At 73.5% G+C, this 14,365-nt stretch carries 12 protein-coding genes; 7 read left to right on the top strand and 5 right to left on the bottom strand.

Going from position 1 to position 14,365, the window contains the following annotated elements; genetic code table 11:
- Nucleotides 1-85: 85 nt before the first annotated feature.
- Together HNP84_RS24650 and HNP84_RS24655 are read left to right on the top strand one after the other, a co-directional pair.
- Nucleotides 86-2,749 carry a CocE/NonD family hydrolase gene (locus tag HNP84_RS24650; RefSeq protein WP_185052246.1) on the top strand — a complete coding sequence of 888 codons (2,664 nt, stop codon included), beginning with the start codon at nt 86-88 and terminating at the stop codon, nt 2,747-2,749.
- Nucleotides 2,746-3,609, top strand: a complete 864-nt coding sequence (locus tag HNP84_RS24655) for an ABC transporter permease (RefSeq protein ID WP_185052247.1) — start codon at nt 2,746-2,748, stop codon at nt 3,607-3,609. Before HNP84_RS24650 ends, HNP84_RS24655 begins: the two co-directional genes overlap by 4 nt.
- A gap of 82 nt (nt 3,610-3,691) precedes the next feature.
- On the opposite strand, the gene HNP84_RS24660 is transcribed toward HNP84_RS24655, so the two are convergent.
- Nucleotides 3,692-3,859, bottom strand: a complete 168-nt coding sequence (locus HNP84_RS24660; RefSeq protein ID WP_221336716.1) for a hypothetical protein — start codon at nt 3,857-3,859, stop codon at nt 3,692-3,694.
- A 71-nt stretch (nt 3,860-3,930) separates the two neighbouring features.
- On the opposite strand from HNP84_RS24660, the gene HNP84_RS24665 reads away from it, so the two are divergent.
- Nucleotides 3,931-5,097: a hypothetical protein gene (locus tag HNP84_RS24665; protein ID WP_312925633.1), complete on the top strand. Its 1,167-nt coding sequence runs from the start codon at nt 3,931-3,933 to the stop codon at nt 5,095-5,097.
- Here HNP84_RS24665 and HNP84_RS24670 read toward each other — a convergent pair.
- Together HNP84_RS24670 and HNP84_RS24675 are read right to left on the bottom strand one after the other, a co-directional pair.
- Nucleotides 5,055-6,128 (bottom strand): CopD family protein, encoded by a 1,074-nt coding sequence (locus HNP84_RS24670; protein WP_185052249.1) that lies wholly within the window; start codon nt 6,126-6,128, stop codon nt 5,055-5,057. The two genes, HNP84_RS24665 and HNP84_RS24670, sit on opposite strands and share 43 nt — an antisense overlap.
- Nucleotides 6,129-6,135: 7 nt before the next feature.
- On the bottom strand, nt 6,136-6,876 hold the full coding sequence (locus tag HNP84_RS24675; RefSeq protein ID WP_312925634.1) for a copper resistance CopC family protein: 741 nt from the start codon (nt 6,874-6,876) through the stop codon (nt 6,136-6,138).
- Between the two features lie 154 nt (nt 6,877-7,030).
- On the opposite strand from HNP84_RS24675, the gene HNP84_RS24680 reads away from it, so the two are divergent.
- Together HNP84_RS24680 and HNP84_RS24685 are read left to right on the top strand one after the other, a co-directional pair.
- On the top strand, nt 7,031-8,314 hold the full coding sequence (locus tag HNP84_RS24680) for an MFS transporter (protein ID WP_185052251.1): 1,284 nt from the start codon (nt 7,031-7,033) through the stop codon (nt 8,312-8,314).
- Between the two features lie 77 nt (nt 8,315-8,391).
- Nucleotides 8,392-9,225, top strand: a complete 834-nt coding sequence (locus HNP84_RS24685) for a helix-turn-helix transcriptional regulator (protein WP_185052252.1) — start codon at nt 8,392-8,394, stop codon at nt 9,223-9,225.
- 65 nt (nt 9,226-9,290) lie between these two features.
- Here HNP84_RS24685 and HNP84_RS24690 read toward each other — a convergent pair whose 3' ends face one another.
- Nucleotides 9,291-10,124, bottom strand: coding sequence for an SDR family oxidoreductase (locus HNP84_RS24690; protein ID WP_185052253.1), 834 nt, complete (start codon nt 10,122-10,124; stop codon nt 9,291-9,293).
- A 231-nt stretch (nt 10,125-10,355) separates the two neighbouring features.
- On the opposite strand from HNP84_RS24690, the gene HNP84_RS24695 reads away from it, so the two are divergent.
- Nucleotides 10,356-11,900 (top strand): DMT family transporter, encoded by a 1,545-nt coding sequence (locus tag HNP84_RS24695; protein WP_281396234.1) that lies wholly within the window; start codon nt 10,356-10,358, stop codon nt 11,898-11,900.
- A 61-nt stretch (nt 11,901-11,961) separates the two neighbouring features.
- Here the strand turns inward: HNP84_RS24695 and HNP84_RS24700 are convergent, their stop codons facing one another.
- A complete protein-coding gene (locus tag HNP84_RS24700; protein ID WP_312925635.1) occupies nt 11,962-13,308 on the bottom strand; it encodes a sensor histidine kinase in 1,347 nt (448 codons plus the stop codon).
- 295 nt (nt 13,309-13,603) lie between these two features.
- Here HNP84_RS24700 and HNP84_RS24705 point away from each other — a divergent pair, with 295 nt between their 5' ends.
- Complete coding sequence (locus tag HNP84_RS24705) at nt 13,604-14,305, top strand: HAD family hydrolase (RefSeq protein WP_185052255.1); 702 nt, start codon at nt 13,604-13,606, stop codon at nt 14,303-14,305.
- The last annotated feature ends 60 nt before the right edge of the window (nt 14,306-14,365 follow it).

Consider the following 14,365-nt stretch of genomic DNA (forward strand, 5'->3'; position numbering starts at 1 on the left):
CCTGGCCCGCGCGATGTGCGGTGGTGAGCTTTGCACCAGCGGTGGATCTCAGCTATCTCTCAGCAGTGCCAATTAGGCTCTGCGCATGAAGTTCGCCCGCGGGCGCCGACTTGTGGCCCTGCTCATCGCACTCGCCCTCGCCGGTACGGCGGCCTGGTTCCTGTGGCCCTCCGACCCGCCGGTCCGGGGCACCGAGCTGACCATACCCGTGCTCGACGGGCCCGCGGGTGACCAACGGGTGAACCTTGACGCCACCTACTTCCCGCCCGCGGGGGGCGGGAAGGGGCCCGCGGTGCTGCTCGCCCACGGCTTCGGCGGCAGCAAGACGAGCGTGCGCGCCGAGGCCGTCCGGCTGGCCGGCGAGGGTTACGCGGTGCTGACCTGGAGCGCGCGCGGCTTCGGCCGCTCCGGCGGCGAGATCGCGCTCAACTCGCCCGACTACGAGGTCAAGGACGTGCGCCAGCTCATCGACTGGCTGGCCCGGCGGCCCGAGGTGCGTCTCGACGCCGCCGGCGACCCGCGCGTGGGCATCGCGGGCGGCTCCTACGGCGGCGCCATCGCCCTGATGACCGCCGCGTACGACGCGCGCGTGGACGCCATCGTCCCCCAGATCACCTGGTACGACCTCGCCGACGCGCTGTTCCCCAACGCCGCGGGCGGCGGCCCCGAGGGCGGGGTGTTCAAGCGGATGTGGGCCGGGCTGTTCTTCAGCCGGGGCGCTCCCGACACCGGCGGCGAGCGGGGCGCCGCCGCGCTCGGCGCGCTCACCACCCCCCAGGGGCAGCGCGCGCTGACCGGCCGGGAGGTGGCCTGCGGCCGGTTCCTGCCGGAGATCTGCGACATCTACCAGACCGTGGCCGAGCGCGGCGAGGCGACGCCCGAGGCCGTCGAGCGGCTGCGGCAGTCCAGCCCGATCTCCGTCCAGGGCCGGATCAAGACGCCCACCCTGCTCATCCAGGGCCTGCACGACTCGCTGTTCCCGCTGGAGCACGCCGACGCCAACGCCAGGGCCATCGCCGCGACCGGCGCGCCGGTGCAGGTCGCCTGGTTCGACGGCGGGCACGACGGCGGCGACGGCGAGATCGACTGGCTGCACGAACGCACGATCGCCTGGTTCGACCACTGGCTCAAGCGCGACGGCGGCGCCGGCATCCCCGGCAGCGCGTTCGAGGTGAGTCGTGACGGCGGGCGCGACCCGGGCACGCGCCGCCGGGTGCTGCTGCACGCCGAGTCGGCCCGCTACCCGGGCCTCGGCGGCACCGAGCGGCGCACCGTGCCCCTCACGGGCCCGGAGCAGCGGGTGGCCAATCCGCCCGGCGGCTCGCCGTCGTCGATCTCGTCGGTGCCCGGATTCGGCGAGCTGCTGGGCAACCTCAACTCCTCGATCACCATGCCCGGGCAGAGCGCGTCCTTCGACTCCGCCCCGCTCACCGCGCCGCTGGAGATCACCGGCAACGCGACGGTCACCGTACGGGTGCGGGCCGAGGGCCGGCCGGACGCCCAGGACGGCGAGGACGCCGGGGAAGCGGGCGACGCCGAGGCGCCGCGCGAGGTGACGCTGTTCGCCAGGCTGGAGGACGTCGCCGGCGACACCCAGCCCGCGGTCCTGCCCAACGGCCTGGTCGCCCCGGTCAAGGTCGCCGTGCCCGAGAGCGGCACCGCCGACGTGACGATCCGGCTGCCCGCGATCGACCACCGCTTCGACGTGGGCCACCGGCTGCGGCTCACCCTGACCACCACCGACCTCGGCTACGCCGGTCCCGACGCGCCGAGCGTGAGCGCGATCTCCCTGGCCTCGCCCGGCCTGACCGTGCCCGTGGCCGCCACGCTGCGCACCCCGGCCACCGGGCCCGACGCCTGGACCTGGGCGCTGCCCCTCGGCGCGGTCGTGATCGCGCTGGTGCTGGTGCTGACCGGACGCCGCCGCGCGAGCGACGACGTGGACCCCGAGCTGGCCGACGTGCCGCTGCGCATCACCGGGCTGACCAAGGCGTACCGCAACGGCGAGAAGGCCGTGGACGACCTGTCCTTCACCGTCGAGCGCGGTCAGGTGCTCGGCCTCCTCGGGCCCAACGGCGCCGGCAAGACCACCACCATGCGCATGCTGATGGGCCTGATCCACCCCGACGCGGGCGAGATCCGCATCTTCGGCCGCAGGGTCACCCCGGGCGCGCCGGTGCTGTCGCGGCTGGGCTCGTTCGTCGAGGGCCCCGGGTTCCTGCCGCACCTGACCGGCCGGGCGAACCTGGAGCTGTACTGGCGGGCCACCGGCCGCCCGGCCGAGGACGCGCACATGGAGGAGGCGCTGGAGATCGCCGCGCTCGGCGCCGCCCTCGACCGCGCCGTGCGCACCTACTCCCAGGGCATGCGCCAGCGCCTGGCCATCGCCCAGGCCATGCTGGGCCTGCCCGACCTGCTCGTGCTCGACGAGCCCACCAACGGGCTCGACCCGCCGCAGATCAGGGAGATGCGCCAGGTCCTGATCCGGTACGCCGAGCGCGGGCGCACCGTGATCGTCTCCAGCCACCTGCTGGCCGAGGTCGAGCAGACCTGCGACCACGTGGTGGTCATGCACCGCGGCCGGCTGGTGACCACCGGCACGGTACGCGACCTGCTCGACCGCGCCGCGGCGTCCAACGGCGGGCCGCGCCGGCTGGAGGACGTCTTCCTGACGCTGATCGACCAGACCGCGAACGGCGCGGGCGACCCGGCCGGCATCGGAGACATCAAGATCGGAGAGCGGGCATGACCGCTGACACCGCCCCCGCGACGGCGTCGGGCTACTCGCCCGGCCGCACGCTGCCGCTGTCGGTGGAGATCGTGCGCCAGTTCCGGCGGCGCCGCACCATGGTGATGTTCACCCTGTTGCTGGCGCTGCCCTGGGTCCTGGTGATCGCCTTCAGCCTCGGCGCGGGCAGCAACGCGCCGCAGAACTCGCTGCGCCTGTCCGACCTGGCCACCGAGAGCGCGCTGAACTTCGCGGCGTTCGCGTTGTCGGTGTCGGCGAGCTTCCTGCTGGTGGTCGCGGTCGCGCTGTTCTGCGGCGACACCGTGGCCAGCGAGGCGAGCTGGTCGTCGCTGCGCTACCTGCTCGCCTCACCGGTGCCCCGCGACCGGCTGCTGCGCCAGAAGCTGATCGTCGCCTTCGGGTACGCCGCGGCGGCCGTGGTCTCGCTGCCGCTGATGGCCCTGCTGGCGGGCACGGTGGCGTTCGGCTGGAACGACATCACGATCCCGGGGACCGGAGAGGTGATCCCGGCCGCGACCGTGCTGCCGAGGTTCGGCATCGTGATCGGCTACGCGCTGGTCAGCCAGCTCGTGGTGGCCTCGCTGGCGTTCCTGCTGTCCACCATGACCGACTCGCCGCTCGGCGCCGTGGGCGGCGCCGTCGGCCTGGTCATCGTGTGCAACATCCTTCAGGCGGTGGAGACGCTGGGCGCCCTGCGGGAGTTCCTGCCCACCTACTGGAACACCGCGTGGCTCGACGCGCTGGCTCCGGAGCTGGACTGGAGCGGCATGATCAAGGGGGCGTCGGTCTCGGTCACCTACTCGGTGATCCTGCTGGCCCTCGCCTTCCGCAGGTTCCGCCGCAAGGACATCGTGTCCTGACGCGCATCGTCCGTTGATACGTCGTCTGTTGATACACCGTGTTGATACATCGCGGCGCGGGCCCGCCCGGCGGGCCCGGCGGTCACCAGTCCCAGTGCGGCGGACGCTCCTCCAGCAGGCGGCTGTCGTCGTCGGCGTGGTGCCACTCGCCCCACCCGAAGTCGGTGTCGTCGATGGTCTGGTCTGGCAGCACCGGTAGTCCCTCATCGGAGAGGTCCACCGGACGCAGGTCATCCGGCCCGTGTGTCACGCCCCCCATCATATTCGGCTTCCCCCGGCCGCCGATTGCGGTCTAGGGAGAGGGAACGGCATCATTTCGACGTGAACTCAGGAGTAACCCTCAAGAACGCGCCTTCTCGCGCACTGGCGTGGGCACTTCCGTACTGGACTCGCGGGGCGCCGGGCCGCGAGACCCCGGCCGAGCTCTTCAGGGTGCTCTACACGGGGTGGGCCGTCGCCTTCGCGCTGAAGGTGCTGGGATCGTCGTGGGACGTCTCGTGGCACTTCAAGTGGCTGCGCGACGACCTCGCCCCGCCGCATCTGATCAACTCCGTCGGCACGGCCATCGTGGTCGCGCTGACCATCGTGCACGGCTACACCGGCTACGGCGTGGACAAGACCGCGCTGCGCCTGATCCAGTGGGGGACCGGGATCTTCCTGGTCGCGGTGCCGCTCGACCTGATCAACCACCGGATCAACGGGCTGGACATCACCTCGTGGAGCCCGTCGCACGTCCTGCTGTACGTCGGCACCGCGTTCATGATCGCGGGCGTGGTGCGCGGCTGGTTCGTGGGCGCGCCGCCCGGCGCGCGGCGCAACGTCGTGCTCGGCCTGTTCTTCCTGTACTTCTTCGAGAACATGTTCTTCCCCAACCAGCACCAGGAGTACGGCGTGCTCGGCATCGCCGCCTGGGACCGGGGCACCCCGTACGCCGAGCCGATCCTGATCCAGTTCGCCGCCGAGCAACTCGGCCGCCCGGTGGACCGGGGCATGGCGGTGGCGTTCTCGCTGCCGATGCCCGACTGGCTCTACCCGGTCTACTCGGTGGCCGCGTGCGCGCTGGTGCTCGTGGTCGCGCGCAAGATGGTGGGGCTGCGGTGGACGGCGACCCTGGTGGCCGCCGGGTTCGTGGCCTACCGGTGCGCGATCTGGCCGCTGCTGTACGTCGCCGACTTCCCGCCCTCGGCGGTGCCGTTCTTCCTGGTCGCGGCGGGCTTCGCGGTGGACGTGGCGTTCCTGGCGCCGCGCGTGCCGGCCGTCGTGCGGGCCCTGGGCGGTGCCGTGCTCGTCACCCTCGCCGCGTACGGCGCGCTGCTGGCGCAGTCGCAGCTCCTGGCCGCGCCGCCGCTCCCGCTCTCCTCGGCTCCCGTGGCCGCGGCGCTGCTCGCGGTGTTCTGGCTGGGCGCGGCCTGGGCCGTGCGCAGGTTCGGGCTTGAGCCGCGGGATCAGCCGATGGAGGCCCGGGTGAGCGTCACCGCGACCCCGTAGGCCAGCCCCATCACCGCGATCTCGGTGCCCGCCCAGGCGGCGAACGCGGTCGCGCGCCGCGCGGCGACGTGCGGCAGCAGGCGGAACCTGATGTGCGCCGCCAGCGGCACCAGCAGCGCGACCAGCGCGATCTTGGCGAGCAGCAGCAGGCCGTAGTCCGAGGTGAGGATCGCCCCCGGCAGTTCCACGCCGGGGGTGAGCGCCATCGTGGACAGGCCGGTGACCAGGCCCGACACGCTGACCAGCACCAGGCAGAGCGTGGCCAGCCTGGAGAACCTGGGCAGCACGGCGGCCAGCAGGTCGCGCCGCGCGGCCAGCAGCACGGCGATGGCGAGCAGCCCGCCGGTCCAGGCCGCCGAGCCCATCACGTGCAGCTCCATCGAGATCATGATCGGGTCGTGCCAGACCGAGTCGACGGCGTGCCCGGTCACCGGGATCGGCAGCAGCCCGAACAGGGCGACGCCGATGCGCAGCTCGGCCGGCACGCTCTCGCCGAACCGCACCGCCAGCAGCCCCACCGCCGCGCAGGCCAGCGCGGTGGCGCCGCTGATCACCAGCCCCTGCCCGGCCCCCACGTCGCTCACGTACGCCGCGACGCTCGCCGGGGTGGGCACCGTGCCGGGGTTCAGCTCCGCCGCCTGGAACACCACGGTGACGAACGCGCACCCGGCCCAGGCCCAGGCCGCGGTCACCGCCGCGGCCCGCGCCCGCCGCGCCACCGGCTCCGTACGGGCGGGGTCGTCGAACCCGAGCAGCTTGGGCAGCAGGCTCAGCCCGATCACCGCCACGGCCGCCACGTCCAGCAGCACCCGCACCACCGGCAGCCCGAACTCCACGATCGGCCCCGGCACCGCGATCCCCGGCACCGGCTCCTCGGCGATCAGCACGGCCCCGGCCAGGGCCGCGGCCACCGCGCCCGCGACCAGCCCGCCGCCCACCCACAGGGCGCGGTCGCCCGCCGCCGGCGCGGCCTCGGCGAGGTGCTCGCCGCCGCGGTCGGGAGGGGCGGGGGAGGAGGTGGAGACGGACATCGGGGGCTTACTCCTTGCCTGCCGGGGTGGCGGTGTCCTGCACAGTGGCACTGTCGTCCACGGTGGTGCTGCCCTGCGTGGTGGTGCTGCCCTGTGCTGTGGCGCTGCCCTGCGCGGGGGCGGCGTTGCGGCGCATGGCGACGACCGTGGCGCCGGCCAGCAGGACCAGGGCCACGGCGATCCACAGCACCGCCATGCCGGCGCCGCCGTTCTGGGACGCCTCGGCCGCCTGCGCGCTGAGCTCGCGCCGCTCCGCGTCCGCGGCCCTGTCGGAGGCGGCCCCGTCAGAGGCGGCATCGTCAGAGGCGGCATCGGCGGCGGCGTCGGACGCGCCGTCAGATGCGGCGGGGGCCGGGGTCGGGGCCACGCTGGGCCCGCCTCCCCCGGCCTTGGTGAGGGTGAAGGTCAGCTTGCCCGTCACCGGGTGGCCGTCGGAGGACAGGATGCGGTAGCCGATCACGTACTCGCCGGCCGGGCCCAGGGGGGCCACGCGCGCGGTCACGTCGGGGCCGTCCACTTCGGGGGCGCCCTGCTCGTAGCGGGCGCCGTCGGGGCCCGTGACCGTGAGCTGCGTGAAGCCGCGGCGCACGGGCTGGTCGAAGGTGAGCGTGACCCGCTCGGGGGCCTCGGCGAGCGTGGCGCCGTCCTTGGGGTCGCTGCCCGTCAGCACGTTGTGCGCCAGCGCCGCGGGCGCCGCGAACGCGAGCGCCGCGGACACGAGCGCCAGGACCGTGAGTAGCCGCCGCACCGATCTTCCTCTCCGCAGTGAACGTCCCCAGACATGGTGCCATGACCGCTGATCGGGGGACTTCACGGCGGCCGGGCGGCCCGCGTACGATCCGACACACCTCGCGTGCGGAGGGCCGTCACGGCGCCCCGTGCGCCGCGCCCAGGGAGTACGTATGACCGCCGTCCCCCCGGCCTCCGATCTCCCCGCCGTGCCCGCCGCGCTGGCCGAGCCGGTCGCCCGGGTGCGGGCCCGCTGGGTCGCGCTCATCTCGCTGGCCAACCTCGCGCTGTGGATGGGGTACTTCGGCCCGCTCCAGGTGCTGCTGCCCGAGCAGGTCGCCGGGATCGACCCGGAGGGCAAGGAGATCGCGCTGGCCTGGGTGACCGGGCTGGGCGCCGCGGTGGCCATGGTGGCCACGCCGCTGGCGGGCGCGCTGTCCGACCGCACCACGGGCCGGTTCGGGCGGCGCCACCCCTGGACCGTGGGCGGGGCCGCGGGAGGGGCGCTCGCGCTCGGGTTCCTGGCCTTCCAGGACTCCCTGGCCGGGGTGATCGCCGGCTGGTGCCTGGCGCAGGGGGCGCTGAACGCGATGCAGGCCGCGCTCACCGCGGGGGTGCCGGACCACGTGCCGGTGCGCCAGCGGGGCGAGGTGTCGGGCTGGATCGGGGTCCCGCAGAGCCTCGGCGTGGTGGTGGCGGTCGTGCTGGTGACCTACGTGGCCACCACCCTCCGGTCCGGATATTTCCTGATCGCGGCGCTGATTCCGCTCTGCGTGCTCCCGTTCGTGCTCGCCACCTCCGACCCGCCCCTGCCCCGCGCGCACCGCCGCCCGTTCCGGCTCCCGCGCCTCGCCCCGGCGGCCGGCGCGGCGGGGGCGTACCGCGACTTCGCCTGGGCCTGGACGACCCGGTTCCTGATGCAGCTCGGCAACTCCATCGCGTTGCTGTACCTGCTGTACTTCCTCACCGACGCGGTGGGTTACGAGCGGCTGTTCCCCGGGCAGGACGCCGCGCAGGGCCTGCTCGTGCTGATCCTGATCTACACCGCGGCCGTCGTGCTGACCACCGTCGTCGCCGGGATCGTCTCCGACCGTCTCGGCAGGCGCAGGACGCTGGTCACGATCTCGGGCCTGGTCTCCGCCGTGCCCGCGCTGATGCTGGCCTTCTGGCCCACCTGGCCGGTCACCGTGGCCGCCGCGGTCGTGCTGGGCGTCGGCTTCGGCGTCTACCTGTCGGTGGACAACGCGCTGGTCACCCAGGTGCTCCCCTCCGCGGCAGGCCGGGCCAAGGACCTCGGCGTGATCAACATCGCCGCCTCGGGGCCGCAGGTGCTCGGCCCGGTCATCGCCGGGCCCGTCGTCGCGGGGCCCGGCGGCTACACGGCGCTGTACCTGACCTCGGCCGGGCTCACCGTGCTCGGCGCCGTGCTGGTGCGCCGCATCCGCTCGGTGCCCTAGCGGGGCGGCGGTGAAGCCGGCCCCCGGGGCGCCCAGGCCATGGGAACACCGGTCCTGCTCAGGATGTTGCACCGGACATGATCACCGGCACCGTGGACACCACCCAGGAGCTGGCCGCGTTCCTGCGGACCCGGCGCGAGCGGCTGGACCCGCGCGATTTCGGCCTGCCGTCGCGCCGGAAGGCCCGGCGGACCCCGGGACTGCGCCGCGAGGAGGTCGCCGAACTGGCCGGGGTCAGCGTCGACTACATCGTGCGGCTGGAACAGGCCCGCGGGCTGCGGCCCTCGGCGGACGTGGTGGAGGCGCTGGCGCGGGCGCTGCGGCTGGCCCCCGACGAGCGCGCCTACCTCTTCGACCTGGCCCGGCAGCGTCCCCCCGGGGCCGCCAAGCCCGCCACCGCCGCGCCGCCGCCGCTGGCCCGGCTGGTCGCCGATTTGTCGCCGCTGCCGGCCATGCTGCTGAACCACCGCTTCGACATCCTGGCCTGGAACCACGAGATGGCGAGGCTGATGCTGGACTTCGACACCTTGCCGCCGTCGCAGCGCAATGTGATGTGGCTGTGCCTGATACATCCGCCGACCCGCGCGATGTACGCCGACCGCGAACGCGTCCTGCGGGAGGGGATCGCCCACCTGCGCGCCGCGTGGGCCGCGCATCCGGAGGATCGGGAGTTGTCCGGCCTCATCGCCGAGTTCATGGCTCGCGACGAGGAGTTCGCGCGGCTGTGGGCCGAGCGGGACGTCAAGGTCAACGGCCGCGGGCACAAGACGATGCGGCATCCCGAGGCCGGTGTGATCACGGTGCAGTTCGAGGTGCTCATGCCACTTCAAGATCCGGACCAGCGGTTGATGATCTGCCGCGCCGCCGACGATGAGAGCCAGTCGGCCCTGGACCGGTTGTGCGCACGGTGACGCCCGAACCGTCCGTCCGCGCACTGAGTCCGTCCGCGCACTGAGCAGGACCTTCGCGACGGACCCTAGGCCGGTCCGTTCCGCCGGCCTCCGGTGGCGCGGGCGACGGCGCGGGTCGCGGCGCGTACGGCCGCCTCGGGGGCGAGGCGGGCCAGCAGCCAGGCGATCCGCGCCGACCCCGGCGCCACCACCAGCGCGCGGTTGCGCGCGACTCCGCGCATGATGTCGGCGGCCAGCTTGTGCGCCGGGTACAGCCGCCCCTGCACCTGGACCGCTCCCTCGCGGGCGTGCCGCGCGATCCCGGTCGGCGGCAGGCCCGGGTTGACGTGGTCCAGCAGCGGCGTGTCCACGAACCCCGGGCACACGGCGGTCACCCGTACGCCGTGCGCGGCGGCCTCGGCGCGCAGCGCCAGCGACAGGCCGACCACGGCGTGCTTGGAGGCGGTGTAGGGCAGCATCAGCGGCGCGGGCAGCAGCCCGGCGACCGAGGCGGTGTTGACGATGTGGCCGCGCCCCTGCGCCACCATGATCGGGTACGCGGCCCGGACGCCGTGCACCACGCCGCGCAGGTTGACGTCCAGCACCCGGTCCCAGTGCTCGGCCGTCAGCTCCTCGGCGTGACCGCCGGCCGCGATGCCGGCGTTGTTGAACACGAAGTCCAGCCGCCCGTGCCGGGCCGCCACGTCCTCGATCGCGGCGCGCACCGCCGCCGCGTCGGTGACGTCGAGGCGCGCGGACTCCACGCCGTACTCCTTGGCCACGCGGGCCGCGGCCTCGCCGTCGATGTCGGCGACGGTCACCGCGAGGCCGCGCCGCGCCAGCTCGCGCACCACCGCCCTGCCGATCCCCGACGCCCCTCCGGTCACCACCGCCGTGCGTACGCCACCGGGCCCTGCCACGCCACCGCCTCCTCGCCGTACTCGCTCCCGCCCAGATTCCCATGACCTGCCACTGTTGTACCAATCATGTAATAGCGCGGAGAGAGCGTAGGCCGCCGGTCACTCTGAGCGCACGGAAACCCGCCACAGATAAGCCTCGGAGTGATGTGACTAACCCCGAGTGGAACAGGACCAACCCCCTCTGCGTGGAGTGACATCGCGGTCGCGATTGGTAGTGGAATGCTGCGTGCCATGGCAGTATCCGCTCCCCGCCCCCTCCTGGGAGCCGTGCTCTTGTTGTTCGTCAGTGCCGCATGGGGGTCGGCGTTCCCACTGATGAAGGATCTGATCGTCCGGATGCCGGTCGCCGACCTGCTCACCGAGCGTTACGGTCTGGCCGCGCTGGTGCTGTTCGCCATCCGGCCGCGGGCCTTCCGCGGGTTGCGCCAGGGCACGTGGACGCGGGGGATCGTGCTCGGCCTGCTGTTCGGTGTCGGCCAGACGGCGCAGGCGGTGGCCCTGCAGAGCCTGCCGTCGCCGGTGTCCGGCTTCGCCGTCGGCTGCAACGTCGTGATGACGCCACTGCTCGGTCTGGTACTCCTACGGGTGCGGGTATCAAAGCGGGTGTGGGCGGCGGTCGCGCTGTCGGCGATAGCGATGGCCGCTTTCACGTTGCTGCAGGGCTACGAGGGCGGCGACGTGTCCGTGCTGGCCCTGACGGCCACCCTGATGGCGGCGGCGCTGTACGCCGTGCACACGCTGGTGCTCGGCCTGGTCTCCACCAAGCGCTACGACAGCTACGCGATCACCGTCATCCAGCTCGGCACGATCGCCCTGATGACCGGGGTCGTGGCCGCCCCCGGCGGGCTCACCCTGCCCCGGGGGCCGGGCGACTGGGCCGTGCTCAGCCACCTGGCCCTGGTCTCGTGCGCCCTCGGCTTCCTGGCCAGGACCTACGCCCAGGCCCACGTCTCCGCGGTGCCGACGGCGGTCCTGCTCGCCTCCCAGCCGCTCTGGGTCGCCCTCTTCGCCGTCCTGGGCTACGGCGAGTCCATCACGTGGAGCATGGTCCTCGGCGGCGTTCTGGTCGCCATCGCCATGCTCCTGGTCGTGGAGCCCGGACGTCCCCAGGACCTGGCCGCCGCCGCGGCCCCCGGTCCCGGGGCCGATCCCCCCGGCCTCGCGACCCCGCCCCCCGGCCTCCCCGCCCTCCAGGGGGAGGCCGGGGACCGCGCGGACACCGCGTCCTCCTGCGACGCCTTCGGCGAGGACGAGACCGACATCGAGGCCGAACGGCACGAACACCTCATCCGCGTTCGCATGCGCGCCTCGCAGATCCTGCTCGACCTGCGGGACGGACAGGCCGCACCGGCATGTCCCGAACTGCCCCCGCAGGTGCCGTACGAGATCTGCTTCGGGCCGCCCCCGACGAGTGAGGAGCCCACCACGATGGATTCGAACCCGTCCCGGGTCGGCCGGGACGACACCCCCGCCTCGTTACCCGCGGCCGCGGAGCGGAGCGACCCGGGGCGGCCAGAGCGGAGCGACCCGGGGCACCCGGAGCGGCCGGAGCGCAGTGCCCAGGGTTGTCCGGAGCGGCCGGAGCGGAGCGGCCTGGAGCAGATGGTCGAACGCGCCATGGCCGTCGTGCGCGACCGCGCCGACCCCGAGGTCTCGCGCGTCCAGATCCCCCTGATCGCCGCCGCCGAACTGGCCGCGGCCGAGCCCCCCGGCCCCGAGGAGGAACCCAGCGCCGTCACCGAGGACGGCGAGCAACATCCCGAAACGGCCCGCTGACCCCCTCGACGGCGTTCCGGCCGCCCCACCCACCCCGGCCGGAACGCCCCCCACTCGCCGGTCAGGTGTCGGCCAGGGGGAGGCGGGCCACGAAGCGGGCCCCTATCGGGCTGTCCTCGACGGTGAGCATGCCGCCGTGCTCCCGGGCGATCTCCCGGGCGATGGGGAGGCCCAGGCCGGTGCCGCCGGCGTCCTTGCTCCTGGCGGCGTCCAGGCGGGTGAAGCGCTGGAAGACGACCTCGCGCTTGTCGGGCGGGATGCCGGTGCCGTCGTCCAGGACCTCCAGGACCGCGGTGCCGCCCGACTGGGCGACGGTGACGGTGACGCGCTCGGAGGCGTGGCGTTCGGCGTTGTCCACCAGGTTGGTGAGCATGCGGGCCAGGCGGAGGCGGTCGCCGTAGACCTTGACGCCGGGCTCCAGGACGCGCGAGACGTGCACCCGGCGGGCGCGGCGGTTCAGCTCGCTGGTAACGAGCTGCGACAGGTCCAGCAGCTCGCGGGTCGAGGGGGCGCCGGCGTCCAGCCTGGCGAGCATGAGCAGGTCGCTGACCAGGGCCTCCAGCCGTTCCAGGCTGTCGAGCTGGGCGTGGGAGACCTCCATCCAGTCGGTCTCCTCCGGGTGCAGCATCGCCGCCTCCACCTGGGCCCGCATCGCGGTGAGCGGGCTGCGCAGGTCGTGGGAGGCGTCGGAGGCGAAACGGCGCTGCTGCTCGACCAGCTTCTCCAGGCGGTCGAGGGTCTGGTTGACGATGACCGCCAGGCGGCGGATCTCGTCGTGGGCCGCCGGTACGGGCACGCGGCGGCCCAGGTCGGTGACGTTGATCTCGGCCAGCTCGGCGCTGATGTCGTCCACGGGGCGCAGGGTCTTGCCCACGATCCGGTACGTCCCCAGGGCGGTGATCACGACGAGCAGCACGCTGCCCGCGGCGAGCAGGCCGACGAGCCGGGGGTCCACGTACCAGGGCACCGCGGTGTCGGCGGCGTACACGGTCCAGTCGCTCTCCTCCCGGTAGACACGGAAGGCGACGACGATCATGCAGGTGTCGGGGAAGGCGGGCAGGGCGCACTCCTCGCGGCCGGCTCTCATGGCGCTGCGCGAGATGGTCATGTGGCTGATCGGCGGCTGACCGAGGAGGGCGGGCGTGGCGGAGATGACCCGCCCCTCGGAGTTGACCACCTGCACGTACTTCACCTCGGTGGCGGGCAGCACGGCCGGCAGCACGCCCCGCTCGACCAGGTGGACGACCTTGAGCGAGGCGTTGGTGATCTGGTCGGTGCGGTAGCTCTCGGCCAGCCCGTGCACGCCGAGCAGCGCGAGCACCGCGACGGCGAGGCTGAGCAGGGCCATCACCACGCTGGCGATGATCGTCAGTCGCTTCCGCAGTGACCAGTGCCTGCTGACGCTCACCTTGCCTTCACCCGACCCCCGCCGGACCCGGCGGCGATTCCGCGGACCCGCCCCGGGTGAAGCCCGAACCCCCCGGCAACCCTCGAACCTCCCGGTAATCAGGTGCTCGCACTAGGGGTATGCTGCTCGGACCTGGGAAGATTCAGCTCCAAGCATCCCTAAAACTACTGTTCGATGACGTAACGGGCGGTAGTTGCGGACTTAAGGCGGCGTGCCCCCGACGGTGTGCACACGACCACGTCTTCCAGCCACGCCCCATAGCCGCCGGGATCGGCCCACCTGAGACCCTGGAGGGGTGACTACCGATCTCGCCTATCCCGAGCCCCCTGCCCCCGCCTTCCTGTTCGACCTCGACGGCACCCTGATCGACAGCGTGTACCAGCACGTCATCGCCTGGCGCTCGGCGCTGGCCGGGCTCGGCATCGACCTGTCCGTGTGGCGCATCCACCGGCGGATCGGCATGAGCGGCGGCCTGTTCGTCACCGCGCTGCTGCGCGAGACCGGGCTCAAGCTGGACCAGGATCAGATCGACGACCTGCAGCGCGCGCACGCGGCGGCGTACCTGGAGCAGATCGACTCCGTCCGGCCACTGCCGGGCGCCGTGGAGCTGCTGGCCGAGCTGACCGCGCGCGGCGTCCCGTGGGCCATCGCGACCAGCGGGTACGCCGCGACCGCGCGCTCCGCGCTCGGCATGCTCGGCCTGCCCGAGGACACCCTCATGGTCACCCGCGACCGGGTGCGCCGGGCCAAGCCCGACCCCGACCTGTTCCTGGCCGGGGCCTCCACGCTGGGCATCGACCCGAGGTACGCGATGGTGGTCGGCGACAGCGTGTGGGACCTGCTGGCCGCGCGCCGGGCCGGGTCGCTGGGCGTCGGGCTGCTGTCCGGAGGCTACGGCCGCGAGGAGCTGGAGCGCGCCGGCGCCTTCCGGGTCTACGCCGACCCCGCCGACATGCTCAGCCGCCTGGACGAGCTGGGCGTGCGCACGCCCCTCTGACCGCCCGCAGCACTCCGCCGCGCTCCGCCGCACTCCTTGGCCTCGCGCCGCCGCCGTACA

It is taken from the genome of Thermocatellispora tengchongensis, assembly GCF_014202315.1.
Classification (GTDB): domain Bacteria; phylum Actinomycetota; class Actinomycetes; order Streptosporangiales; family Streptosporangiaceae; genus Thermocatellispora; species Thermocatellispora tengchongensis.